Source organism: Vibrio sp. Vb1574 (assembly GCF_033338675.1).
The window spans coordinates 1-24,851 of record NZ_JAWOTC010000004.1; the positions used below are offsets into that span (position 1 = coordinate 1).

20 protein-coding genes are annotated in these 24,851 nt (G+C 44.8%); 8 read left to right on the forward strand and 12 right to left on the reverse strand.

Going from position 1 to position 24,851, the window contains the following annotated elements:
- Positions 1–257: 257 nt before the first annotated feature.
- From R7O12_RS04145 to R7O12_RS04175, 7 genes are all read right to left on the reverse strand, one after another.
- Entirely contained in the window at positions 258–851 is a 594-nt protein-coding gene (locus tag R7O12_RS04145; protein ID WP_170889917.1) for a mechanosensitive ion channel family protein, read from the reverse strand.
- Positions 852–1,343: 492 nt separating this feature from the next.
- The gene (locus R7O12_RS04150; protein ID WP_005374556.1) at positions 1,344–3,458 is read right to left on the reverse strand and encodes a type I secretion system permease/ATPase; all 2,115 of its coding nucleotides are present in this window, start codon (positions 3,456–3,458) and stop codon (positions 1,344–1,346) included.
- 15 nt (positions 3,459–3,473) lie between these two features.
- Positions 3,474–5,387, reverse strand: coding sequence for an EAL domain-containing protein (locus R7O12_RS04155; RefSeq protein ID WP_005383568.1), 1,914 nt, complete (start codon positions 5,385–5,387; stop codon positions 3,474–3,476).
- A 5-nt stretch (positions 5,388–5,392) separates the two neighbouring features.
- Positions 5,393–6,076 carry a transglutaminase-like cysteine peptidase gene (locus R7O12_RS04160; protein ID WP_005374561.1) on the reverse strand — a complete coding sequence of 228 codons (684 nt, stop codon included), beginning with the start codon at positions 6,074–6,076 and terminating at the stop codon, positions 5,393–5,395.
- A gap of 114 nt (positions 6,077–6,190) precedes the next feature.
- Positions 6,191–7,582, reverse strand: coding sequence for an HlyD family type I secretion periplasmic adaptor subunit (locus R7O12_RS04165; RefSeq protein ID WP_005374562.1), 1,392 nt, complete (start codon positions 7,580–7,582; stop codon positions 6,191–6,193).
- Positions 7,583–7,755: 173 nt separating this feature from the next.
- The gene (locus R7O12_RS04170) at positions 7,756–8,979 is read right to left on the reverse strand and encodes a sigma-54-dependent transcriptional regulator (protein ID WP_318125646.1); all 1,224 of its coding nucleotides are present in this window, start codon (positions 8,977–8,979) and stop codon (positions 7,756–7,758) included.
- On the reverse strand, positions 8,972–10,846 hold the full coding sequence (locus R7O12_RS04175; RefSeq protein WP_053308002.1) for an ATP-binding protein: 1,875 nt from the start codon (positions 10,844–10,846) through the stop codon (positions 8,972–8,974). The genes R7O12_RS04170 and R7O12_RS04175 overlap by 8 nt, the downstream gene beginning before the upstream one ends.
- A 115-nt stretch (positions 10,847–10,961) precedes the next feature.
- Between R7O12_RS04175 and pdxH the strand changes: the two genes are divergently transcribed.
- Positions 10,962–11,597, forward strand: a complete 636-nt coding sequence (pdxH, locus tag R7O12_RS04180) for a pyridoxamine 5'-phosphate oxidase (protein WP_005374570.1) — start codon at positions 10,962–10,964, stop codon at positions 11,595–11,597.
- 73 nt (positions 11,598–11,670) lie between these two features.
- On the opposite strand, the gene R7O12_RS04185 is transcribed toward pdxH, so the two are convergent.
- Positions 11,671–12,390 carry a PAS domain-containing protein gene (locus R7O12_RS04185; RefSeq protein WP_017820063.1) on the reverse strand — a complete coding sequence of 240 codons (720 nt, stop codon included), beginning with the start codon at positions 12,388–12,390 and terminating at the stop codon, positions 11,671–11,673.
- Positions 12,391–13,362: 972 nt separating this feature from the next.
- Between R7O12_RS04185 and R7O12_RS04190 the strand changes: the two genes are divergently transcribed.
- The 4 genes from R7O12_RS04190 to putP all read left to right on the forward strand — a co-directional run bounded on the left by R7O12_RS04190 (position 13,363) and on the right by putP (position 20,062).
- Entirely contained in the window at positions 13,363–14,175 is an 813-nt protein-coding gene (locus R7O12_RS04190) for an AraC family transcriptional regulator (RefSeq protein ID WP_025768702.1), read from the forward strand.
- Positions 14,176–14,581: 406 nt separating this feature from the next.
- A complete protein-coding gene (putA, locus tag R7O12_RS04195) occupies positions 14,582–17,713 on the forward strand; it encodes a bifunctional proline dehydrogenase/L-glutamate gamma-semialdehyde dehydrogenase PutA (RefSeq protein ID WP_042522267.1) in 3,132 nt (1,043 codons plus the stop codon).
- 11 nt (positions 17,714–17,724) lie between these two features.
- Positions 17,725–18,432 carry a 1-pyrroline-5-carboxylate dehydrogenase gene (locus R7O12_RS04200; RefSeq protein WP_104976368.1) on the forward strand — a complete coding sequence of 236 codons (708 nt, stop codon included), beginning with the start codon at positions 17,725–17,727 and terminating at the stop codon, positions 18,430–18,432.
- A gap of 136 nt (positions 18,433–18,568) precedes the next feature.
- Positions 18,569–20,062: a sodium/proline symporter PutP gene (putP, locus tag R7O12_RS04205; RefSeq protein ID WP_005374582.1), complete on the forward strand. Its 1,494-nt coding sequence runs from the start codon at positions 18,569–18,571 to the stop codon at positions 20,060–20,062.
- Positions 20,063–20,186: 124 nt separating this feature from the next.
- Here putP and R7O12_RS04210 read toward each other — a convergent pair whose 3' ends face one another.
- The gene (locus tag R7O12_RS04210; RefSeq protein ID WP_017820066.1) at positions 20,187–20,720 is read right to left on the reverse strand and encodes a GNAT family N-acetyltransferase; all 534 of its coding nucleotides are present in this window, start codon (positions 20,718–20,720) and stop codon (positions 20,187–20,189) included.
- Between the two features lie 148 nt (positions 20,721–20,868).
- Between R7O12_RS04210 and R7O12_RS04215 the strand changes: the two genes are divergently transcribed.
- Positions 20,869–21,108, forward strand: coding sequence for an RNA recognition motif domain-containing protein (locus R7O12_RS04215; protein WP_005374587.1), 240 nt, complete (start codon positions 20,869–20,871; stop codon positions 21,106–21,108).
- Positions 21,109–21,199: 91 nt separating this feature from the next.
- Here R7O12_RS04215 and R7O12_RS04220 read toward each other — a convergent pair whose 3' ends face one another.
- Both R7O12_RS04220 and R7O12_RS04225 read right to left on the reverse strand, forming a co-directional pair.
- Entirely contained in the window at positions 21,200–21,634 is a 435-nt protein-coding gene (locus R7O12_RS04220) for a hypothetical protein (RefSeq protein WP_017820067.1), read from the reverse strand.
- A gap of 18 nt (positions 21,635–21,652) precedes the next feature.
- The gene (locus tag R7O12_RS04225) at positions 21,653–22,186 is read right to left on the reverse strand and encodes a GNAT family N-acetyltransferase (protein ID WP_054575373.1); all 534 of its coding nucleotides are present in this window, start codon (positions 22,184–22,186) and stop codon (positions 21,653–21,655) included.
- A gap of 358 nt (positions 22,187–22,544) precedes the next feature.
- On the opposite strand from R7O12_RS04225, the gene R7O12_RS04230 reads away from it, so the two are divergent.
- A complete protein-coding gene (locus tag R7O12_RS04230; RefSeq protein ID WP_005374593.1) occupies positions 22,545–22,793 on the forward strand; it encodes a hypothetical protein in 249 nt (82 codons plus the stop codon).
- A gap of 292 nt (positions 22,794–23,085) precedes the next feature.
- Entirely contained in the window at positions 23,086–23,562 is a 477-nt protein-coding gene (locus tag R7O12_RS04235; RefSeq protein WP_005374595.1) for an Lrp/AsnC family transcriptional regulator, read from the forward strand.
- A 123-nt stretch (positions 23,563–23,685) separates the two neighbouring features.
- On the opposite strand, the gene R7O12_RS04240 is transcribed toward R7O12_RS04235, so the two are convergent.
- Entirely contained in the window at positions 23,686–24,393 is a 708-nt protein-coding gene (locus tag R7O12_RS04240; RefSeq protein ID WP_005383549.1) for a DUF445 domain-containing protein, read from the reverse strand.
- Positions 24,394–24,851: the final 458 nt, after the last annotated feature.

Sequence of the window (24,851 nt, forward strand, 5' to 3'; positions counted from 1 at the left end):
GCTACGATGATTAACTGATGTAACCGATCAGATCGTAACTTCCTGATTTAGTTCCATCGAATTACGCAACAAAGCCTTGGTTAAAGTGGCGCTTTTGGTTTCGGCGATGTGTCATGTTTTTATCATGAAAGAATACAGTGGTGACCTTCAGCTTATACGTTTTGTCTCTTCACTGTTTTTCGCCATTAACTTTGGGTTATTTGTGACCACCAAGTGATACTAAAAAGCCGATGTAGATACATCGGCTTTTTAGTGGGTTATTTCTTTCTGCGAGTATAAATCCGAGATTTTACTTTACTTGGCTCTGGCTTGTTTTTCGCCAGCTTTAGCACTGCTTTTTGCAAAATCTGGTTGTTTGGGTAAGTGATCAAGTTACCGTTGTCGTGCTTAATTAACACGTGAAACATGCTGATTTCTTGAATCTCACCGCAGATGTCTTCATCTTTGTCTACGACTTTAATTCGGTCACCCACTCGGTACGGGAAGACAAAAAAGATCAAAAAGCTGGCAGTGATGTTGCTCAGAATTGACCACTGCGCAATAAACGCCACACCTAATACGGCAAAAATGGACGATAGGAACAAAGACACATCGCCATAGCCAATACCTGTGATAATGGCAAAAATAGAGGCGGTCAAAAATAGCAGCGCGACATTGAAACAGCGCTGAATAAAACTCAAACGAGCCTTTTTTACACCTTTCGTTGTTGCCAAATTTAGGATGGCTCTATTTACAATCCTCTTCAGGATGCGATACGCGATCAGGACAAAAATGCCCATCATTAGTTTGTAACCGAGGGAGCCCGTAGTGAAATACTGGCTCACTTGCTCTAATTGGATCCAATCATTCATTTCTTCATCTCGACGATATCTAGAAAGCGGCTTTTATAGCTGATTTTTTGCTGTAAGTAATCACAATTTTTCTTTACACCATTTGTCTCTGTGTTGAGGTACCACAGAGTACTGTATAAGTTAATCAAAGACTTAGTGAGCATTACGAACTCTTTGGCTTCATTACTTATATTCAATCAAAGCTGACGTGATTTTGAAGAGAGCAATCTTTGAGCTGTATCCCATATCCGACATTCTATGACGCTAGTTCCTTATAAACGAGCTGAATATGACTTTTGTCCTGATAACCTAAGGTGTATTAATTGAAATAGCTTTTAGGGCGTTGAAAAATGGAAGAAGATGAAAAGGCGATTATGATTTTATTCGTGATTGTTGGCCTTGTACTCGTTTGGGTCGCGCTTGAAGAACTTAATTATCTCGGGCTCCCAATAAAATAAGCCCCGTTAAACACAAGTTAAACGGGGCCTTTGCTTTTATCAATGTGAATTCAGGCTAGCTAACCGCACGCACTTTGCCTTGTTTCAAATCGTTCAGCACTTGCGCTTTAGGGCCATCTGCGATGATGCTGCCTTTCTCCATCACAATTACGCGATCAACGATGTCGAGCATAGACGTTTTGTGCGTAATCAGAATCAGCGTTTCACTAGGTTTCAACTGTGCTAATTGATGTTTAATGTGCATCTCTGAGCGATTATCCATCGCACTGGTTGGTTCATCCATGAGTAGAACAGGAGGACGACCCAAAAATGCACGAGCGATCGTGACTGCTTGACGTTGACCCCCCGAAAGCATTGCACCACCTTCACCAACTTGGCGTTCTAAGCCCGCTGGGTCAGATTGCGTAAACGCAGTAACACCGGCACGATTCGCTGCGTCTAGTACGTCACGGTCATCGGTTAATGGGCGACCTAGCGTAATGTTGTCGCGGATAGAACCAAAGAACAGATTGGAATCTTGCGGCACACAACCAATATTACGGCGAATGTCGACATGATGCAGCTGTGCGATGTCGGTATCATCAATGCGAACATGACCTTCCGTCGGCTGATACAAGCCCATGATGAGACGCTCTAACGTGGTTTTACCCGAACCAATACGGCCTATGATCGCTACTTTTTCGCCTGGGTTAATGGTTAAGCTCAAATCTCGAATCGACGCCACCGGTGAATCTGGGTAGTGGAAGGTCACGCGTTCAAGTTCAATTTTGCCTTGTACTATTGGACGGTGAATGTAACGTTTACCTTCTTCTTGTTCATCCGGCATTTCCATGACTTGATTGATAATTGTCATAGAAGACTTCGCTTGGTTGTAGCGCGTAGAGAGTAAGGATAACTGAACCAAAGGACCAATCGCGCGGCCGCTAAGCATGGTTGCGGCAATCAAGCCACCCATGGTTAAGTCGCCCTCTGCAATCAAGTAAACGCCTAGGATGATCATCCCTACGTTACTACTTTGCTGCACAAAACCTGCTGCGTTTTGAATGCTATCCGTAATTCGGCGGCTTTTTATATTCCAGTTCGCCATGTGCGCAACTGCCTCTTCCCAGCGGTATTGGAATTGGCTTTGCGCACTGAGCATTTTTACGGTTTCTAACCCAGCCAAGCTCTCTATCAAATTGGCATATTTTTGCGATGCTAGGCGTGAACCCTCCTCAATGGAGCGGCGCAGCGGCCCTTGTATCAGTAGCGAGTGAATAATCAAAATGACCACGCCCACCATCGGTACATACACAAGATCGCCAGCCATTAGCCATATAATCACTAAGAACAAAATGGCAAAAGGCAAATCAATGAGAGCACTGACGGTCGCTGAAGTAAAAAACTCTCGAATAGATTCGAATTCTTGTAAATGGCGAGCGAAGGCACCGACCGAAGGCGGCTTTGATTCCATTCTAATCCCCATCACTTTGCTGAACAGTTTGGATGAAATTAGAATGTCAGACTTCTTGCCCGCCACATCAATGAAGTAATTTCTCAGCGACTTGAGAATGAAGTCGAACAGGAACACGACAAAGATGCCACTCGCTAGTACCCATAGGGTTTCAAACGCAAGATTCGGAACCACTTTGTCGTACACCAAGCGAGTGAATAGCGGAGCGGCAACCGCAAAGAGGTTGATGAGAAGTGATGCGATTAAAACATCACGGTAGATGCGTTTTGACTGCCACAAGGTGGACCAGAACCAGTGGCCTTCGTTGGTTTTGAGCACTTCGGGAGAGCGCTCATCGAAACGGAATTGCTTTTTAACTAAAAAGTACCGACCAGTGTATTGCTCAAGTAGGTCTTCTAATGGAATAGAGATCGGCACCATTCCACTTTCTAGGGTGGTGACTTCGGCCTCGCGTTTCTCCATATTGATGCTGTTGAGAACGCAAGAGTCACCGCCTTTAAGAACTAAGATTGCCGGCAGAATTAGGCTAGAGATGCTCTCCAGCTCTGCGCGGTTTTCCTTGGCAACCAATCCGGCCCTTTCCGCTGCTCTTGGTAGCAAAAATGGGGTCAGTTTACCGTCAGATAGCGGTAGTCCGTTGACTAGCGCTTCTGGCGAGTTAGCTAACCCATAGTAACGGCTAACGTAGATGAGCGAATTCAGTAAAGGGTCTTTCATCGTTGATAAACCTTTTTATTCCTTGTCGACGATGAATCCTTGGAATACCTCAACAAAGTGTTCAGTGAGGAAGTCCAACTGGATTTGAGTTTCGATACGCGATGCGATAGTCGTAATACCAAGGTTGTGGGCAGTACGAGAGATCGACGTTAGCGTGAATTTTTGTTTTTCGTCGTGCAAGTTGTGTGTGAATAGGTAATCGAGCTTCACATAGTTCGGGCGGAACTCTTGGATGTATTCCAAAGATTGGAAGTTACGTCCGTAGTTATCTACGCCGAACTCAGCACCTGATTGGCGAATGGCATTACATAACAGTGCTGTGTGGTGAGGCTGATCGATAAAGCATTCCTCTGGAATTTCAAAGTGTAGCTTAGAGGCCACTTTGGCGTGTTTTTCCAGCATGCTAGTTGTCCAGCGAATAAACGATGGTTGAGACAAGCTGCTTTGCGCGATGTTAATCGCGACTGGGTCATTAAGTTCACCACTTTCTAGCATCTTAATCATTGATTCAATGACATACTGGTCAAAGATGTTGGTGGCGTCTAACTGTTCTAGTGCGAATAGGTATTGATTCGCACGATACGTTTCACCATCTTTTTCGATGCTTGAAAATACTTCGTTGTGGAATACTTTACCCCATGTGTTTTTCGCAGCTTGGAAACGGAATTTAACCCAATCACTATGAATGGCTTCTTCAACCAACGCTTTCCATTGCTGTTTACCCATCAAACTAGAAGGTGTATCACTGCCAATGAAGCCGTATGGCTTGTCTGGTTGCGCTTTGGCTTTCGATAGTGCGTTGTCCACCATCGAGAGGATTTCAGAGCGCGTTTTCTGATCTTTGCTGTGTGCAACCCCTAGTGACGCTTTAGGTTTTGCTAAGCCTGTTGGGTCAGTATTTAGGCCGTTCACACAATTGACGATGCTGTCCGATAAAATGCGTAACTCGCTCTCATCCATATGAGGGAAAAGCAAGCCGAACTCATCACTAGACAAGCGAGCAATAGTGGCACCCGGTACATCAATGGTGTTTTTCAAACGTTGAGACAGTTCTTTAACGTGGGCATCTGCGCGTTGGTAATCTTTGGTCTCGTAAATGTCCCCAATGTATTCAGCATGGAGTAGCGCGATACCCCCTTGCGTTTGCTCTGCAAGCCATTGGTCGATTTGGTTGATGTAGAATGAGCGGTTACCCAATTTAGATATAGGATCGAGGTAAGCCTGAGCACGCAGACGTTGCGCCTCTTTGGCTTGCTCTTTGAATGATAGCTCGATTTGAGCAGACATCATGTTAATGCCATCTACCACCGCGATAAGATCTTTGGTTCTTGGACGAGCAAGCGGTTCACCAAATTGGTTATTCGCGATTTCATGCATTTTATTTACGATGGCCGTTAATGGTTTTAGCGAGCGACGTAGGATGTATGAAATTGCCACTAAACCAGCTAGAAAAATAACACTGAATACAGACAGCAAGCCAATAAAACCTTGCCAGAGCTGCTCGTAAGCTGCGCCTGGGTGGCTAATGATTTCTACTTCGGCGAGCTGCATCCAACCACTGGTCACAACACGCTTATCGTGAATCGCTTTAAATAGATTCATGTCGATAAACCATTGTGGCACCGTACTTGGTTTAACTGGGTAAGTACGCACGATCTGGTAGTCAGAATCTAATGCTGTAAGACGAACAACGGAGTAGGTGCTGCCGTCAAATAGAGCATTAATCACGGACTCAACCGCGACTTTATCTTTGTCCTTTAGGTAAGGAGCCAGTGCCAAACCTACGGTGTTAATAGTGTTGTTGACCTCTGAACGTTGCTGTTGCTCCAAGCTGTCTCGAGTCGTGTTGAATTGGATTACGAATACTGATGCCAACAAGAGTATAAAGACCGTAACCATCCCCACCACAAGCTTCTTATATAGGGTCATGTTTCTCACTCGTCATAGTTAATTTTAGGTTTATTTAACTGCAACTTACGTTCGCGCGAGCGTAAGTCATTCCAAAGGCTCAACCGTGATGCTTTCCCTGCTAGCTCTCCAGTGCTAGCAGATGACTTCATCAACCACAGGTTTGTACCATTAAAACTGTATATCGGTAGCAAGTCGCTACGCTTAGAGGCTCGGACAATGTCAGGATTGATATTATCGAGAATGAGCGGCTCAGAACTTGGGGTAGGGTAGTAAGCTAATACCATGTGAAACTGATTCAGTTCGATGGCTTTCACGTATATTAAACGCATCTTTGAATCTGGTATTCCTAGCTCGAGTAAAGAGAAGTACTTAGCAATAGTGAAATCTTCACAGTCTCCTGCGTTACTCCCTAAAAATTCGAGTGGCGTAGCCCAATAATCTGTCTTTCCCCACAGTTTTATGTCGTCAACGAAATACAGCTGATTAAAAAAGTCGTTAACGCCAGCGAGCTGTTCATGAGTCTCTAATTGTTTAAATAAGTCGAGGTTCTTTCGCCATGTATTTACGCGCAATCCCGCACGTTCGCCGTACACCGCTGTGACCGTATTGACCCATCGTTGTTCTTTACTGTTCAGCGCACCAAGTTGGAACGACAAACAACTTAAGCTGATTAATAATGTAACTTTACGCTGCAAATTGGATCGCATATTCGACTCGTATCACAAGTATACTCTTCTAGAGAGTTCGTCAGTGAGAAATAAGTGCTTTTTATTTAATCACTTATCGCTCAATACTCCCTATCGCGAGTATCTTAATGTGGTTTACTCCTTCAAGGCGTTCGTTTTGGCACTTAAAATCGGTTTAAGTAGATATTCCAAAACGGTTCGCTTCCCTGTGATGATATCGACCGATGCTGTCATTCCTGGAATGATTGGTAAATCTGCATCTTGACCAAAGTTTGTTTTTTCGGTGCGTACACGAACAATGTAGAAGCTGTTGCCTTCTTCATCTTGAGTGGTATCCGCGCTGATATGTTCCAACTCTCCCTCTAAACCGCCGTACTTTGTGAAGTCGTAAGCTGTAAATTTCACGATAGCATGAAGATCTGGGCGTAAAAATGCGATGTCTTTTGGCGCAATTTTCGCCTCTACCAATAGTGTGTCTTCTGTTGGTACGATCTCGACGATATCCATACCAGGTTGGATAACACCACCGACAGTATTGATGTTCAGTGTTTTGATTTTGCCTGTTACTGGCGAATTCACAACCGTTCGGTTTACTCTATCTTCCAAGCCCACCGCTGATTCAACCAAAGCAGATAACTGGTCTTGGGCGCTGTTGAGTTTCTCTTGCTGTTCAGAGCGGAATTTGAGTGCAACATCAATACGGTTGAGCATGGATTCTCGAATCGCTGATTGCAATACGGGAATCTTGAGCTCACTGGACGTCATTTCACGACGGGTATCGTTGACTTGGCGCTGTAATTTGAGCAGTTCAATACGAGGAACAACGCCCTCGTCTGCCAAAGGTTTGGTGATATCGAGTTCTTTTTTCGCGTATTGGTAGCTTTGACGCAAGTTCCTTACTCGTGCTTGGATCTCTACCAAGTCCTGCTGCTTTTGCTGCACTTGTTGGTCAATAACAGAAAGTTGGTTGCGTAAATTATCTAGATCTTCGCGATATTCTGCTTTTTGACGCTGTGTGAGTTGAGGTCGAGTCTCTTCCAAGGTTGGTGGGAAGGTCAGTTTACCGTAATCAAGTAGTACACTTTGACGCCAGTTTTCCGTTTCAAAATCACGATTAACGGCAACACTGTTAATAGAAGCGGATAGTTGCAGCACAGATGCGGTAAGGTTGGCAACTTGTTGCTCACGTTCACGAAAATCCGAGCGAAAGCGGGTGTCGTCGATAAGCAGTAACTGTTGGCCTTTTTCAACCAACTGACCTTCTTTGACCAAGATTTCTTTGACTAAGCCACCTTCTAAGTTTTGGACTACTTGTATCTGTGAGGAGGGAATCACTTTGCCTTGACCAACCGTGACTTTGTCGATTTCAGCCCAAGATGCCCAACCTATTGCTGCAATGAAAAATAGCACCATAACCCAGAGCATAAAACGCGCGCTGTTGGGGGTATTGAGGAGCAATGCTGCAGTTTTGTCATCAACAAAATCCAACTCTTCATCGTTGAGTTTGTTGTAGTTATCTCGGCTCATCACAGTCCCTGCTTATATAATTACGGATTATCTTTTTGATCTTATTATTATTAACCGATCATGTCAGCATGCTCGGCTAATAAAATATGAGAAGAGGGTTATTCTCTCTTCAAATGAGCTTTCTTACACTTTCTAAATCAAACAAAAGCATAATTAGCGCCGGAGTATAGCTATTACGCCTTGAACTTGGCTTTATCCAACTGATGTTTTTTTAGTTTGTCGTACAAGGTTTTGCGTGATACCTGTAATTCTAGTTGAACCTCTTTGAGTCTGCCGCGATGTCTTTGCAATGCATCGAATAACAAGCAATATTCAAAGTATTCTGTGCGCTGAGTCATACTCTGAATTTCAAGACTTTTCTCACTGTTCCAATCTTCCATTCTAAAAGTATCTGGCTTGAGGGCACGAAGTTCAGCAAATTGGCGTAGCTGCTTAACGTTTTCTGGCCATTCGAGACTGGTGAGGTGTTTGACCTCTTCTAGGCTGATATGTGGTGGCTGTAACTGATATCGACTCGCTGTGTGGCGCACAAAGTGCTTGTATAAAGGCCCTATATCTTCCTTTCTTTCATCGAGCGTTGGTAAGCGAATTAGAGTCGCCAGGGATTTTAGAGGTGGCTCGGCTTGGGTGGTCGCGCCAAAAACACGCTCAAGTTTTGGGTGCTTGAATAAGTATTCCCATTGCTCAAATGATACATGCTCTGCGCTATGTAAGTACAAACTGCAGTGGCGTTTTCCTTCACTTAAGCGGTGTATGGCTTTGTCGAGCGCTTCTAATGAAAGCTCATAGAGGTCTTCACCAGAAGCGGCGATTAGCTCACTGTCCGGTGTTGCATGTATGTCGTGGGCAAATTGTGCAGCGAGTCGCCGACCCGTACCATCTTGACCTACAAAAATGAGCGGCTGGCTTGTGGGCGCACTGATCAAGGCGCGACGAATGCTCACCATGGCCTTACTGTGACCAATCATTTTCGGACCAACATGAGTTTGCATGTCGAGCTCTTTCTTAAGCCAGATGTTTTCTTGCAACAAGTTCAGTTTATCGCTGGCATTGTTGAGCGATTTCATGAGCTGTTCCGTTGAAAACGGTTTTTCTAGAAAGTCGTACGCGCCGCTTTTCATCGCATCTACCGCGGTTTTCACATCTCCATGTCCAGTAAGTACGATGAATTGAAAGTGATCGTTTTTGCTTCGCAAAGTTCGCATAAAATCCAAGCCATCCATCACGGGCATATGGATATCGGTAATGATAATCGCAGGCATATTTGAGTCGATTACGCGTAAGGCTTCTACTGCGTTCGGTAAGCAGGTGACGTCTATCCCTTCAATCAGCAGGGCTTGAGACACGGCATCACGAATGTGTGGTTCGTCATCAACAAAGAAAACTGGGTTATTCATGGTCGTTTTCCACTTCTGGGGTACGTTTATTCTGATTGACTATTGGTAGCGTCACGATAAAGGTCATCCCTCCTGCTTGTTGTTCTGTGCTCTGATGTTTATAGGCACAGAGGGAGCCGTGATAGCTCTCTAAAATGCGTTTGGAGATGGTCAAACCTAATCCTAAGCCCTCTGGCTTAGTCGTAAAAAATGGATCAAAGATTTTTGCTAGGGCTTCGTCCGACATGCCAGGCCCGTTATCGGAAACAAGAATGTCGCAACTGTCATCATGACACTGAACAGCAATGGATATTTGCGGATCGATACAGTGGTTTTCCATCGCTTGTGCCGCGTTGTGGAAGAGGTTTATCAGCACTTGTTCTAATTCAACGCTGTGAATGGCCAGCTTCACATCATAGTCGATGGCCGGAACTTTTAGTGTTACTCCTTGCTTAATAAGCTTGTTGCTCAAAATGCTGGTGGCAGTATGTACCGCGTCGTGCAGTACTGAGATTTCATTGTGTGAATCGTGCGTGGCTTTCCGAGTAAAGACTTTTAAGCGGGCAATGACTTCCGAAATGGTGTCATTAAGTGTCAGCATTTTGCCCAAATTGTCGGCGACCATTGGGTATTTTTCCATTGCCAACAAACGCTGCGAGTTTTCGGTATAGGTTCTTAGTGCGGAAAGTGGCTGATTTATCTCATGATTAATACTGGCAGACAGCTCGCCCAACAGTGCCAATTTCGCGGCTTGCGTCAGCTCTTGTTGTGTTTGTTTAAGCTCTTGTTGGCTTTGTTCATATTGGCGGATGGTCTGTTGTAGCTTTTGGTTGGCTTCACTCAGAACTAGTGTCCGTTGCACTACTTTTTCTTCTAGACTCACATTGAGATGGGCAAGGCGTGCTTTGTTAACTAGGGTTTGGAACCACGCTAACGCAATTAGAGCAATGAGCGCATATAAGATCAGGAAGACGATATCGGCCTGTAAAACGGCGGCAAGAACGCTGTTGTGGTTAATTAAGGCAACGACGCGAAACCCTTTATCCAATAAGTGTGTTGCGTATGCGAGGTAATTCGGTGATAGAAGCAATTGATTGTCATCAAACTCCGTGACACCACTGTGTGCCGTTAACTCACCAAAATATTCGGGTAAGGTATCGCCATATTGACGCGTTTCGGTAAGTTCATTTATTGCACTCGATGACAGTGGGAAAAGTGCACGATAGCGCCAGTCTGGTAAATTGCTCATAAACACGACATTGTGTTTATCTGTAATGAGTACGTCAGTCGTGGTTTGCGAAAGGCGCTGTTCTAATTGCTCCAAATTCACTTTTACTGTGATCACGCCAACGACTTCCTCATTTACCCACAGCGGAGACGAGAAGAAGTACCCACGTTTATTCGAGCGCACGCCTAATCCAACGTATTGAGCGGGCTCACCGCGTCGCGCATTTTTAAAATAGGGGCGATAGCTAAAGCTAGAGCCAACAAACGTATCTTCTTGCTGAAAGTTACTTGAGGCAATGACTAACCCGGTGCGGTCATGAACGTAAATAGTATCGGCCAAACTTTGCTTCAACCAATCTGATAACAGTAGGTTGAGCTCTTGAGAGGGCGTTCCGCGCTCTACTGCTTTGAGTAGCCTTGGGTCGTGACTTAATAGGTTTGGTATCTGTTCAAACTTTGCCAGTTCGTAGTCCACTTCTTGTGATACTTGCGCGGCTTGTCTCTCTAGCTTTTGTTGCCATTGATCATGTTGGTATTGAGTTGCGTAATGGTGAGTAAGCGCAAGCCCTGAAATGCCAACGGCACACAGTAGCAGTAAAAAATGACGTAGGGCTTTGGGGTTGAGTAAGTTCACGATCGGCTCACTGGTTTTTTGTGTCATGGTATCAAATGAAGCACTGTGATGCTGTGAGCGGCAACGATAACAAGCACAATGATGTCCTTGTATTTCCTCAGTATCGGGAGCACAATCGACAAAAACGAGTGAAGGAGTAAAGATGGAACTTGCTGATATTCGTCGTGAGTACACCAAAGGTGGGCTGCGTCGTAAAGATTTGAAAGCTGATCCTATTGATCAATTTAATCTGTGGCTAGAACAAGCAGTTGAAGCGGGTTTAACTGACCCGACTGCGATGACAGTTGCAACGGTTGATGAAAATGGCATGCCGTTTCAACGCATTGTTCTATTGAAAAACGTCGACAAAGATGGTTTTGTGTTTTACACCAACCTAGGCAGTCGCAAGGCCCAGCAGCTAGAGCATAACAGCAATATTAGTTTGCACTTCCCTTGGCATCCGTTAGAGCGCCAAGTTCATATTACTGGTGTGGCTGAAAAGCTTACCGCCGTAGAGAATATGAAATACTTTACTTCTCGTCCTAAAGAGAGCCAGTTGGCCGCAATCGCGAGCAAACAAAGTAGCCGTATTTCTGCCAGAGGTGTGTTGGAAGGTAAGTTTTTAGAGCTAAAACAGAAGTTTGCTAAGGGTGAAATACCAGTACCAACCTTTTGGGGTGGCTTTCGCGTAAAACCAAAGAGCATCGAATTTTGGCAAGGTGGCGAACATCGCCTTCACGATCGTTTTCTTTTCTCCCAGCATGATGGAAGTTGGGACATTGATCGTTTAGCGCCATAGGCTTATGGTCCCTCATGAATAAACAAACACCGCCGAATTGGGGCGGTGTTTTTGTAGGTGGAAGCGATGCGAATTATCGCTCTCCATTCAACACAACCGATAATTGATGCTTAAGCAGCGTTTTGGGTACAACAGAGCCGTAGCCTGCTTCCATTGCTTTATCTATTAGTTCGTTCTTGCTGTTCGCTGCAAACTTATTACGTAAGCGTGCGACGTGACCTTCAACGGTTTTTGTTGATATGCCCATGACCTGAGAGATAAATTGAGGCTTTTTGCCATAGAGCAAGAGGAAAAGCGTTTCTTGCTCGCGGCATGTGAGCTTCTCTGGTTTTGGTTGTAAGTCAGAAAAACGAAAGATGGATTGTTGATTTGGGTTGGTACTGATTGCACGACAAACCCAATACCCGACTTCAATCACGGCGGTGTCGGTGAGTTCCCTTCCGTAGAAAATGGTGCCTACGATGTCGCCTTTGTCATCTCGCCACGGTGTTTTAGTAAATATATGTGCTCGCCAGCGGCCATCTGGATAAGGGTGGATATCCAGAATTTTTAGTGACTCGCCAGTTTCGAGAACGTGTTTATCTTGGCGTTGAAATTCTTGCGCGCATTCAGTGGTTGGGCTGGCCATATCAAAATCAGTTTTACCCAAGCACTCCTCGGGCGACGTGTGCCCTAACAGTTCTGCGTATTCCTGGTTTACGTATAGGAATACCGAATCTTTATCTTTGCATCCCCAACAACCTGGTAGCTGTTTAAGGAGGGATTGTTCTATGGTATCGACTGAAATATTCACAAAAGGACTCACTACATACTGCTTTTACCAATACAGAGACGTCCGTGTTACATGGCTCGTATTGATGTTGCCAAGTAGGCAGTTACGTTGCTAGAACACGTTCGTTGATTGGCGCTCAATCCAATTAAATTCATGGTGTTCGATGTTTTCGTCAGGTAGTCATAGACAACGACGAAATGGAACGAAGAGTTTAATTGGGAAAATGGTCTGTTTCATTACAGATATGTGCGCTCACGGATGTCCGCCTAATGTTCGGCTTACAACTCGTATCGTCCTTGATCATGCTTCCTACAACTCAGTTGTAATGTGGTTGACGTTCATATCACTTGTGAGTGAAAGAGCAGCACCTAAGCATAGGAGAGGGACAGTGAGACAAAAGCTATGATATCAGCTTATGCCATTGTTTTCATTGTTGAGAAGCGAAAAAAAAGCCAGCCTGAAGACGGGCTGGCAACACAAGATATAATCTTGTCGACGTGTAGAAGAGGTTCTAAATTACCTAGCGAGGGTCTGCTAAGTAAGTTAGAGGTATCAATGAGATACCGAGAGCTTTAGATCGTATGCATCTTAAAGCTCGATAACTAATGTATTGAATCAGAAGCATATTAGTAAGGGGGGAAATCCCTCTATGTTGAGTTTAAGCGTGGGTTTCGATCCGTTTCAGGGACGACCTATCTAATATGGAGCACGATGTTTTACAAAATAACGGATTGTTCGGTAATAAGGATCTTTACATTGATTGGTTATGTATACGTAAGGTGTTGCCTATCTATCCGTTTTTGTTAATAAAATTGGTTGCTCACTGACCGTAAATTAACCTCGCATGATCATCGTTCCGGAACTATGATCATGTAAATGAACTTGATCATGCTGATTTGATCTTGTCGATTGAGTTGGGTAAAAGTTGCAACCCAACAAAGAAGGTATATGATGCGAAGACGTAAGCTGACCGTGTAAAGACGACTGTTTAAAATGAGTGATTCAGATAACCAAAAAATCCTTTCATATCAAGAGATTATGCTGCCAAAGCCGGCGGAGCTGATCACACTTCCGTCTTATATGGATTGCCACGATCATTCTTATACGCAGATCGTGATTGGTTTAAAAGGGCAAGCCGAATTTGAAGTGCGCGGGCGAGGTAATCTTGTCGGCCCTGGTCAAGGTTGTGTGGTTACCGCATGCTCTGATCATGCTTTCGGTGGCGTCATCAATCAATCGGATATTTTGGTGCTGAATATGCCCAAACCGACAAATGATGATCCCGAAATGCTTCAAAAAATCAATAACCTGGAGAGAGACCATGTCTACTTCCAGTTAGATAGTCAAATTCAGAAGCTGATACAGATGTTGGTTCAGGAAATGCGAAACCATCCGGATGACCTGCTGTTAAGTCGTGCGTGTAACGACACTGTGATTGCGTTAATGCAGCGCCATATCTCGGCATTTGAGACCAGTCGAAAAGAGTCGCGCTTTGATTTGGAGGCGATTGATCGTTACATTGAGCAGCACCTGAGTCATAAGATTAGTGTGGCTCAATTGGCCGGGCGAGTGTTTCTTGGGGAAAGTCAGTTCCATTGCTTGTTTAAAGAGCAGATGGGGATTACACCTCATCAATATGTTCTCGGAAAGCGAATCGACATGGCTCGTGAATTAATCGAGCAAGGGCACCTTTCTTTAGGGCAAATTGCCGAGTTTACTGGCTTCTCAAGCCAGAGTACTTTTACTCATACTTTTACTCGCTTACAGGGAATATCACCTTCCCGTTATAAAAAACAAGTTGGATAACAACGCGTTTTTTTAGGTCAAATAATCATCAATCAGAATGAAGCCATGCACTATGCATGGTTTTTTTATGTTTTATTCACGTGACCTATCTCTCGTTTTTTTAAACTCTCTGTTCTTTGCAGTGGTTGATATGCCACTTGATCCTACATTTTCTCTTAGAACGAGCTCTTCACAAAAATCTTATTGATATTCTTGATATTTTGTTGTGAATGCAATGAAAAAATTAAAATTTACAACACAAAATATTACCTATTTGAATGTGACTATGTGGATGTTTTGTTATAAAAGCGAGTTTTTGGCAAAAATGTCGTAGTTTTTGACAAGTATTCTTATCGGCCTCAAAATACACTGCCAGCCATTGATAATCCTCGAAGCGGTTTTCGAGGAGTGAGATTGAGGAACACACATGTTTACAGCTACGAACGTGTTGACACCGGAATTTATCGGGCAGCCGCTTGATAAGTTGTGGTCACTGATCTCGCCATTATATATGGTGGACGAGTCTCAATGGCTAGAGCAACTATTGCCACTAGCGACGCCGACAGAGGATGAAAAATCGGCGATCACTACCCAAACGACCCACCTTATCGAAGCCATTCGTGCCGATAAGAAGTCAATCCAGATGATTGATGCTTTATTGCTGGAATACAGCTTAGATACTCAAGAAGGTATCTTGCTGATGTGTCTTGCAGAAGCATTAATGCGCATCCCAGATGCCGCGACAGCAGATTCTTTGATTAAAGATAAGTTGAGTGTCGCAGACTGGAAATCTCACCTGAAGAACTCTGACTCTGTGTTTGTTAACGCATCAACATGGGGCCTCATGCTAACAGGTAAAGTGGTTGGTCTTGGTGAGCAAGGCACCCAGAGCCCAGGTCAGGCTGTAAACCGTCTGGTAAATAAATTCTCTGAGCCTGTGATTCGTAAAGCCATGTATCAGGCAATGAAGATCATGGGTCACCAGTTTGTTCGTGGTCGTACGATCGAAGAAGCGCAGAAGAACGGTCGTCCAATGCGCGACAAAGGTTTCACCTACTCGTTTGATATGTTGGGTGAGGCGGCGTTAACTACAGCGGACGCGAACAAGTACTTCAAAGATTACCTAATGGCGATCGAAGCGGTGGGTCGCGAGACTTACGGTAACGACACCAGCCCTGCGCCTTCGATTTCCATCAAGCTTTCTGCATTACACCCGCGCTACGAAGTCGCAAATGAAGAACGTGTAATGACAGAGTTGTATGACTCACTAATGCAGCTATTGAAACGTGCAATTGAAGTCGACGTTGCAATCACAATCGATGCAGAAGAAGCGGATCGCCTTGAGCTTTCCCTGAAGCTATTTGAGAAAGTATACCGTAGCGATCTTGTGAAGGGTTGGGGCAAGTTTGGTTTGGTTATTCAAGCCTACTCAAAACGTGCGCTACCAGTCTTGGTGTGGCTAAATGCACTCGCAAAAGAACAAGGTGACGTTATTCCTCTGCGTTTGGTTAAAGGCGCGTACTGGGACAGCGAAATCAAGTGGTCTCAACAAGCGGGTTATGCAAATTACCCAGTATACACTCGCAAAGAAGCGACGGACGTTGCATACCTAGCTTGTGCTCGTTTCCTACTTAGCGAAGGTGTTCGCGGTAATATCTACCCACAATTTGCAAGCCACAATGCTCACACAGTTACGGCAATTGCTGTCATGGCGGAGCACAAAGAATACGAGTTCCAGCGCCTGCATGGTATGGGTGATTCACTGTATAACCATGTTATGAAAATGTACGGTCAGCCAGTACGTATTTATGCTCCTGTCGGTAGCCATGCTGATCTTCTTCCGTACTTGGTTCGTCGTCTGCTTGAAAATGGTGCGAACAGCTCGTTTGTACACCGTCTAGTTGATGCGCGTTGTCCGATTTATGAGTTGACCCATCACCCTGTGGATGTGTTGACGGGTTTTGACACGCTACACAACGACAAAATTCCATTGCCTGCCGACATTTTCCCTGAGCGTAAGAACTCATATGGCGTCAACATCGACATCGACAGTGAAGCGAAGCCATTTGAAGCTCAGGTCGAAAGCTTCATGGACAACCAGTGGGTTGCAGGCCCGATGATCAATGGTGAACGCTTTGCCGAAAGCATGATCAAGGAAAATGCGGCTGAGATCATCACCGCACCATACGATCGCCGAATTGAAGTCGGCAAAGTGGCATTTGCAACTCTTGATCACGTTTCCGCTGCAATTGATGCGGCGCAAACTGCTTTCTCTGATTGGAAAACCGTTCCTGTTGAGCAAAAAGCGGCTTGTTTAGAAAAGCTTGCTGACTTAATGGAAGAAAACCTAGCTGAGCTGGTGGCGATTTGCCACAAAGAAGCGGGTAAAACGATTCACGATAGCATTGATGAAGTTCGTGAAGCGGTGGATTTCTGTCGTTATTACGCGAAACAAGCGCAAAACCTACAGCCATTTGAGCTAGAAGGCTTTGATGGTGTGAAACGCATTTCTAGCCGTGAAGGTCTTGGTGTGTTTGTGTGTATTAGCCCTTGGAACTTCCCGTTGGCTATCTTCCTTGGTCAGGTGACGGCAGCACTGATTGCGGGTAACACAGTGGTTGCAAAACCTGCTGAGCAAACAAGCTTAATTGCCGCTCGCGCTATTGAACTAATGCTTGATGCTGGCTTCCCTGCAGGTGTGATTCAGTTACTTACTGGTCGCGGCGCTGAGATCGGTCATGCACTGACTTCTCATGATGCTATTGCTGGTGTGGCATTCACTGGCTCAACGGCAACGGCGCAACGCATTAACGTCACGCTCGCGGAGCGCAGCGCGAAACCGGTTCCGTTTATTGCGGAAACAGGTGGTCAAAACGCAATGATTGTGGACAGTACTGCATTGCCAGAGCAGGTGGTGCGTGATGTGATTCGTTCGGCGTTTGCATCTGCTGGTCAGCGTTGTTCTGCCCTTCGTGTTCTATTTGTACAAGAAGATGTAGCAGACCGTATGATCAACCTGATTCAGGGTGCGATGAATGAACTGCATGTTGGTTTACCTTACCTACACAAAACAGATGTTGGTCCGGTTATCGACAGCAATGCAAAACAAAAACTCCTCGCTCACCTTGAGCAAATGAGCAAAACACAGACTAAAGTCGCTCAGCTACAGCTGGATGAATCGTGCCAGCATGGTGACTTTGTTTCACCAAGTGCGTTTGAAATCTCGGGCATCGATGTGCTGAAAGAAGAACAATTTGGTCCAATCTTGCACATTGTTCGCTTTAAAGCGTCTGAATTACCGAACGTGGTTGCGCAGATCAACAGAACAGGTTTTGGCTTGACGATGGGTATCCATAGCCGTAACGAAACCACGTACCGTTGGATTGAGAAACATGCTCGAGTAGGTAACTGCTACATCAACCGAGACCAAGTTGGCGCTGTGGTTGGTGTACAGCCGTTTGGTGGTCAAGGCTTGTCGGGTACTGGCCCGAAAGCTGGTGGTCCACACTACCTATTCCGCTTTACTCAACATCTTCTTGCTCAAGCAGAAAACGCATAAGGAGTCGCATTATGGTTCATCAGATCACCTATTTTAAAGATGCATTCTCTGCGTGGGAGCAGTGGAATCTGACTGATTTTGATTACAAATGCGAGCATGTTCTGGCATTTAAATCTGCACTAGAAGGGCAGCAGTCTAGCGTTGCCAAAGTGGTTTCTTACCACTTGCAACAAGCATCAGCTCTTCTTGCAGAAACTCACCAGTTAGTTGGCCCTACAGGGGAAACTAACGAACTGTATGCCGCAGGACGCGGTGTGGCTTTGGTGATTTGTGAAAACAACATCGAGCCTGCTGATAATGCGTTATACGGTGCTTTTGCGATGATCACCTGTGCCTTAATTGCAGGCAACAGTGTGGTCGTTTGCAGTGACAATGCAGAGCTAAACCAATTGGTTAAGCAAGCTGTAGCGTTGGCAAACTTCCCATCTAACTTAGTCCAGGTTGTTGCGTACGATGCGTCTGCCCCGTTGCTTGAGAGCGATGTACGTAGTGTGGGTTATGTTGGGCGTTCACAGGTTGAGCATGCGCTCAATCTTCAACTAGCTAAGCGTGACGGTGCAATCGTCGGCTTAGTTTCTGAAACGGATTTAGAGTCACCGAAATTGGCTCATGATCCTCATCTCTCGTTGCGCTTCATTACTGAGCGCACTCGAACGATAAATATTACCGCGGTGGGTGGTAACGCAACTCTACTCGAGTTGGGGAACGAAACTCACTAACCTGACTTGTAATGCCAATCTGGAGTAACTGGACTGAGAGCCGGTCCAGATTGGTTTTTTATACTCTGATGTATTGCTGAGACGGTAAAATATCAGGGCAGGCAAGGAAGGAAATAATTATAACGAGGACTATCTAATGATAGAAAATAGCTTTGCTATCACGTCCACTTTTGTGGCGTATTTACTGATTATGGTTGCTATTGGCGTTTACGCGTATAAGAGGACTTCCAATTCATCTGACTACTTCCTAGGTGGCCGTAGCCTAGGTCCGTGGCCTGCTGCATTATCTGCAGGTGCTTCAGACATGAGTGGTTGGTTGCTGCTAGGCTTGCCTGGCTATGCGTACGCTGCGGGTATCGAGGCCTTCTGGTTAGCCGGCGGTCTACTTCTTGGTACATGGGCAAACTGGCTCATCAGTGCAAAACGCCTCCGTACCTACAGTATCCAAACTGACGCGCTAACGTTGCCAGAGTTCCTGTCACGTCGCTTCAACGATAAGTCGAAACTGATTCAGACAATCTCTGCGTTTTTCATTCTTCTATTTTTCCTTTTCTACACCAGCTCAGGTTTGGTCGCAGGGGGCAAACTGTTTGAGACGGTATTCGGTCTAGATTATACCTACGCTGTTATCATCGGTACGGTGTGTGTCGTTTCTTACACACTATTCGGTGGTTTCCTAGCGGTATCTTGGACTGACTTAGTGCAAGGTCTGCTAATGGCGGCTGCGCTAATGATTGTTCCTATAGCGGTAATGGACGGTGGTTTAGGTCAGCTAAGTTCTGATCTACATGACATCAACCCAGAACTTGCAACGCTATGGAATGACGCGAAAGGCGAACCATTGTCTGCGATTGCCATTATCTCTCTAGCGGCGTGGGGCCTTGGTTACTTTGGTCAGCCACACATCCTAGCGCGTTTTAAAGCGTCTCGTTCAAACAAAGATCTAACGACTGCACGTCGTATCGCAGTGATTTGGACGGCACTATCTATGGTTGGTGCAATGCTTGTTGGTCTTGTTGGTCTGGTTTGGGTTACGGGTCATCCGGGTACTCAACTAGAGGACGGTGAGAAGATCTTCATGCTATTGGTTAACGCAGTATTCCACCCTGTCGTTGCGGGTATGTTGTTAGCAGCAATCCTAGCGGCGGTAATGAGTACCGCTGACTCACAGCTCCTTGTTTCATCTTCAGCGCTTGCAGAAGATTTCTACAAGCAAGTATTCAAGCCAGAAGCGTCTTCTGAAGAAATCGTAATGATTGGTCGTATCGGTGTTATCGTTATTTCGCTTGTTGCGCTATTCCTAGCGATGACGCCTGATAGCTCAGTACTTGGTCTTGTATCTTACGCTTGGGCTGGTTTTGGTGCGGCATTTGGTCCTGCGGTTGTACTTAGCCTTTACTGGAGCGGTATGAACCGTAACGGCGCGTTAGCAGGTATTCTTGTTGGTGGTATCACTATCGTGGTTTGGAAGCAGCTAACTGGCGGTTGGTTTGATGTGTACGAAATCGTACCGGGCATCATCTTCTCTACGCTTGCTATCATTGTGGTAAGTAAAGCAACGGGCGGTGCTGCGCAAGACGTGTTAGACCAACACCAGTCGTTCGAGAAAAAACTGGTTGAACTAGACTAGTAACTTCCCGTATATGAACACAAAGCCCGCTATTTTAGCGGGCTTTGTTTTATCTGAAACTTAATTAACGTTAATGGTGGTAGCTTGAGATCAGAGCTTAGCATTGCTCGGTTAGATTGGAGTGTTAGTCGCGACGAATTTTGGCGTAAATAACGGTGTTACTCAGCTCTCCCGATGTGGTAAGACGTTCGTTTCTGAGCTCTCCTTCGAACTCATAACCACAGCGCTCGGCTACAGCCCGGCTCTTTTGGTTGGTGCTATCAGCATGAATTGCGATTCTCTTGGCGCCCAAGTCATCAAACGCATAGCGCTCAACTTCGAGCACAGCCTCGGCAACATAACCATTGCCAACGGCAGCATTATCTAACCAATAACCTATCTCAAAGGATGGTACGTCGGGATCTCGAATCATCAAGCCGACCGCACCCAGTAAGCGATCGCTTTCCTTTTCAATGATGTAGTAACGCAGCTCTTCTTCGAAGTTTTCAAAGTTTGCGATGGCTTTCTCTGTCCCTTCTATCATCGCTTCTAATGTCAGCACATGAGGCACCCACGGCAGATAGACTTCGAGAGTCTTTTGGCTGCGAACGACAGCTTGATGCGCCTCTTCGGCTCGTTCTAAACAAGCAGGGATGAGTTTGAGACGTTTCGTTTCCATGCCGACTCTCCTATGGGTGAAAAATGAACGGAAAATCATTTAAACAGATGTACTTAGAATGATCTAGTCAACGCCGTCATATTATTCACTTGGTTTGCCAGAGAGAAACTGAGAGAATCGAACCGTTATCAAACCAACTAGGTTCATTATGAAACTTTTAGTAAGAAACTTGGCTCGTCACATGACCGAGCAAGATATCCGCAAATTATTCTCAGCGTACGGCAAAGTAGAACTGTGTTCGCTAGTGCTTGATCAAGACACGGGTTTGTCGAAAGGCTTCGGTTTTGTCATCATGCCGGACGAAGCAGAAGCCATTTCTGCTCTTGAAGCACTGAATTTGACGAACGTAGAAAAAAGCAAAATTCGCGTGAAAGTCGCACAAGACTAACACAGAGAAAAGCCAGCGTTATTGCTGGCTTTTTTGTCTTTCTATTTAGAGACCAAATTGGCAACATTCTAGAATGTCTTCTCTTTTCGTTTTAGCGAGATTGATCATCAATTCTCTCTTCAAGTTGTTTCATTAAATCCTTTAACTGTAGAGAATCGAAATTGTCTGAATTCGGCACTTGGTAAGCGTCGTTGACTGTGTAGAGCATCAAACTTTTGCTAGAGAAGAACTCTTTCTGTATTTGGACTTTGACAATGTCATCAAGAGGTAGACGGAAGTAAACCGTTGAGCCCTGGCGGTACTTCAAGGTGTTGGTGCTTGCATCGATATCTAGCGTTTTAGGATTGAACGCGCGGCGCGTGAAGTACGTTGAGAGCAGTTTCAATCCTATTATTGTGAGTGCTACGAGTCCAAACTCGACGATCTTGTCTGCTAGGTAGGAAAAATAGAACAGCGACAACAATACAGTTCCTAGCAAGAAAGGGTTGTTCTTGGGCAGATTTTGTGAAGTTTCATGGATAATCATCCGACATATTCCTCGACTTTATTCAGAAGCGACGAACGTGAGTTGGTAGACACAAACCTTTCGTTCTTTGCCTTGCATGCGCAATGTTTTGTCACCGATGTAAGGGATATTTAGTTTTTGGATCACCGATTTAGAACGCTGATTGTCCACCAAATGCATCACGGTTATTCCGTTTAACTCAAAGTGCATTCGAGCAAATTCGAGTAAGGCTTTGGAGGCCTCGAATGCATAGCCTTTCCCCCAATGTGGCACGCCAACCCAGTAGCCTAATGTACCGTAGCCCTCTTCGATACACGGTAAACTCACTGCACCAAGTAACTCACCAGTGTTTCGCAAGGTAATAGCGTACGCCACGCCTTGATGCTGCTGATACATCGGATCGTGCCTATCTATCCATGCTTGCGCCATCGGTCGCTCATAAGGATGAGGGATGTTTGCTGTCATGTCGGCAATTCGCTTATCTCCAGCGAGTAAAGCCACTTGTTGGCAGTCATCGATATTGAATGGCCGGAGGACGAGTCTTTCGGTAGTAAGAGTCGGTTGTATCGTCATGCATTTCTTCCTTGATGAGACGGCTATAGCTGCTAGCAACTGGTTTGCGAGATAAATCAAGATAACAAGGCGTCTCGAAAGCTCGATCTAGCCAGCTGTAAAGTTGTCATGCGCCTTACTAAATAATAAGCCCGAACAATTGCTTATGTGTAATGTGTCGTATTATTACACACATAAGCACGTTTGCTCATATTGATGGTACAAAAGTTGAGGTCTGACCAATGTCTCAGTTTTTTGATACTTTCGTTCAATTTTTTGAAGATAGGGCACAAAAAATTAAAGGAGCTTTTTAATTGTGGAATTATTTTGAACAAAATATGTCAATTGTCAGTAGGACGAAAAAGTAGGGAGAAGAGAAATGCCGGATATATATTGCGCAGCTTGTAGAAAATCAACGCAACATAAAGTGATTATGAAGCGTTGCGAGCCTCAGTCTGTTGACTCGTTAACAGGCAAAATGGTGAGTTTTACACAGCTGATGGCGAAATTTGTATCAGGTGAACATTATTACGAGATGGAGCCTCAATACTACTGCCGTTGTTGTAATCATCGTGCAATTGGAGAGGTTGTGCCACATCCTACACGGCATACATCGGCCGCACTCTAATTCTGAGTGATAGCCATGATTAATGGCTAAATAGGGCAGTGTTGCCCGAACGACATATCTATACAGGCGTGTCATGCGCTTTCAAATTTGCGACTCCGCGGGAGCCGCTAGGTTGCTTTTTCTCTTCATATCACGGTTACTAAGTGAGCGGCAATAATCATAGCTCTTTCCCTCCTTCGTTGTTTTCTGGTTATTCTCTGCTGAATTTCACATGCTGTGCATTTGATGGTTTGCAATTGTTTGAGCAACGATTAATGTGATGCTTTCTAAGTGGTTACAAGGAAGTGGGTTAATGAGTTATCAATTGGACCGGATTGATTTACATATTTTGAGAGTGCTTCATTCGAGAGGCAGAATTCCAGTTGTAGAACTAGCAAAGCTGATTAACTTAACGACTTCTCCATGTTCTGACCGTGTAAAGCGACTAGAAAAAGAAGGGTATATCAATGGTTACCATGCGGAGTTGAATGCGGAAAAGTTGGGGCTGGATGTGCAAGTATTCATCCATATTCGTTTAGACCAAACCAGTTTTTCTATTTTTGAAAAGTTTGCGAAAGCGGTGGAATTGATGCCTGAAATTGAAGAGTGTTACTCGCTCTCTGGAGATTTCGATACCATGATAAAAGTTCGTGTTAAGAGCATGAAAGCGTATCAGGAGTTTATGTCGAGCAAGTTAGGCACGCTTCCGGGCGTGATTCAAACTCGTAGTGAAGTGGTCATTGAAGAACATAAAACGGGATTTGGCGTGAACCCTGAGCTCCTTGGTTAGGCGAGGCTGATGTCTATGACCGCAGCGCTAATGTGTTGAGCATATTATTTGGCGTGACTTGGCGTATTATTTTTTTAAGATAAAAAAGGAGCCGAAGCTCCTTTTTAATAAATCGGTGAGCGATTATGCCCCGATAAAGGTGCTGATAACGCCAATTAAACCACCAAAAACACCGCCCCAAACGACTAGCCATCCAAGGTGTTGTTTAATCATTTTTTGCACCATTTCTTTAACTAATGCCGGTGTTAATTCGCTTAAACGTTGATCGATGATACCTTCAATGTTCTGCTTTATCTCATCCATCATTGCAGGAGATTCGAATTGCTCTTTCAGTGCTTCTTTGATGTTATCGCTCTTGCTCAACTCAATGATGGATTCTTGCATCTTTTCGACGAAAGGTTGGCGCATGGGTTGTAGCGCTTCCGAGCCGCCAAACATCGCTAGCATGCCGCCAAATTGAGAGCCTTCAATTACTTCCACTAGGGAATCAAATGCTGGATTTAAATCTACTTTCTCAATTACTGGTTGAAGATCGATGTTCACACCGCCCGCCATTTCTTTATTCAAGAATCGGTCAATGTTCGCTTCAGTAAAAAACTGTTCCATCATTAAGTTTTTGATAGCCAGTTTAAACTCTTCAAATCGCGCGGGGATCACGCCAGAACCGTATAATCCAGGCACTTTCTCAAACAGCATATGGATGGCAAGCCAGTTGGTGATGGCGCCTGAGAACGCAAACAGCCCTGCATACCAAAGATAGTCGTTTTGTAATTGATGACCTCCAGCCATCAAAGCGATAGCGAGGACATTCGTTAGCAAACTTTTGTTCATAGTGACCAGTTATATATGAATATCGGAAAGAATAAGTGGGCCTGATTCTATACCTAAGTCACATTAAGATGCTAGGTTTTGCCGTGATGAGTAATCTTGTAGAGAAGGGACAAAAAATGAATGCTCAGAAAAACAAAACCCGACAATCATTGTCGGGCCACTGCTTTTTCTTAGAAAAACTAAGATTCTATTTTTAATTTTAGATGCGGTAGATCTTACAACAAAGTTGGCATTTCCATCTTTCTGAGTAGCCAAATAGCTTGTCAGCCCAACTTGGTTTGAGTTGTACGATCTGCATTGAACCACATTTACACATAAGCTAATTACCTTATTGTTAATATAATAACTAAGCCATCTATTGAGTATAGCTGTTTCTCAAAAAGTGAAATGACAAATGAAGACGGCTCAATACTCTGTATTGTGTTCATTGCAATGGATACGCAACGAGGCGGTATATT

Excerpts from the sequence above, each read along its gene's own strand:
- R7O12_RS04160 (WP_005374561.1), bottom strand. The coding sequence starts at position 6,076 with ATGCGATCCAATTTGCAGCGTAAAGTTACATTATTAATCAGCTTAAGT.
- R7O12_RS04190 (WP_025768702.1), top strand. The coding sequence starts at position 13,363 with ATGAGTGATTCAGATAACCAAAAAATCCTTTCATATCAAGAGATTATG.
- R7O12_RS04175 (WP_053308002.1), bottom strand. The coding sequence starts at position 10,846 with ATGACACAAAAAACCAGTGAGCCGATCGTGAACTTACTCAACCCCAAA.
- R7O12_RS04170 (WP_318125646.1), bottom strand. The coding sequence starts at position 8,979 with ATGAATAACCCAGTTTTCTTTGTTGATGACGAACCACACATTCGTGAT.
- R7O12_RS04155 (WP_005383568.1), bottom strand. The coding sequence starts at position 5,387 with ATGACCCTATATAAGAAGCTTGTGGTGGGGATGGTTACGGTCTTTATA.
- pdxH (WP_005374570.1), top strand. The coding sequence starts at position 10,962 with ATGGAACTTGCTGATATTCGTCGTGAGTACACCAAAGGTGGGCTGCGT.
- R7O12_RS04220 (WP_017820067.1), bottom strand. The coding sequence starts at position 21,634 with ATGATTATCCATGAAACTTCACAAAATCTGCCCAAGAACAACCCTTTC.
- R7O12_RS04225 (WP_054575373.1), bottom strand. The coding sequence starts at position 22,186 with ATGACGATACAACCGACTCTTACTACCGAAAGACTCGTCCTCCGGCCA.
- putP (WP_005374582.1), top strand. The coding sequence starts at position 18,569 with ATGATAGAAAATAGCTTTGCTATCACGTCCACTTTTGTGGCGTATTTA.
- R7O12_RS04240 (WP_005383549.1), bottom strand. The coding sequence starts at position 24,393 with ATGAACAAAAGTTTGCTAACGAATGTCCTCGCTATCGCTTTGATGGCT.
- R7O12_RS04165 (WP_005374562.1), bottom strand. The coding sequence starts at position 7,582 with ATGAGCCGAGATAACTACAACAAACTCAACGATGAAGAGTTGGATTTT.
- R7O12_RS04230 (WP_005374593.1), top strand. The coding sequence starts at position 22,545 with ATGCCGGATATATATTGCGCAGCTTGTAGAAAATCAACGCAACATAAA.
- R7O12_RS04200 (WP_104976368.1), top strand. The coding sequence starts at position 17,725 with ATGGTTCATCAGATCACCTATTTTAAAGATGCATTCTCTGCGTGGGAG.
- putA (WP_042522267.1), top strand. The coding sequence starts at position 14,582 with ATGTTTACAGCTACGAACGTGTTGACACCGGAATTTATCGGGCAGCCG.
- R7O12_RS04145 (WP_170889917.1), bottom strand. The coding sequence starts at position 851 with ATGAATGATTGGATCCAATTAGAGCAAGTGAGCCAGTATTTCACTACG.
- R7O12_RS04215 (WP_005374587.1), top strand. The coding sequence starts at position 20,869 with ATGAAACTTTTAGTAAGAAACTTGGCTCGTCACATGACCGAGCAAGAT.
- R7O12_RS04210 (WP_017820066.1), bottom strand. The coding sequence starts at position 20,720 with ATGGAAACGAAACGTCTCAAACTCATCCCTGCTTGTTTAGAACGAGCC.
- R7O12_RS04150 (WP_005374556.1), bottom strand. The coding sequence starts at position 3,458 with ATGAAAGACCCTTTACTGAATTCGCTCATCTACGTTAGCCGTTACTAT.
- R7O12_RS04235 (WP_005374595.1), top strand. The coding sequence starts at position 23,086 with ATGAGTTATCAATTGGACCGGATTGATTTACATATTTTGAGAGTGCTT.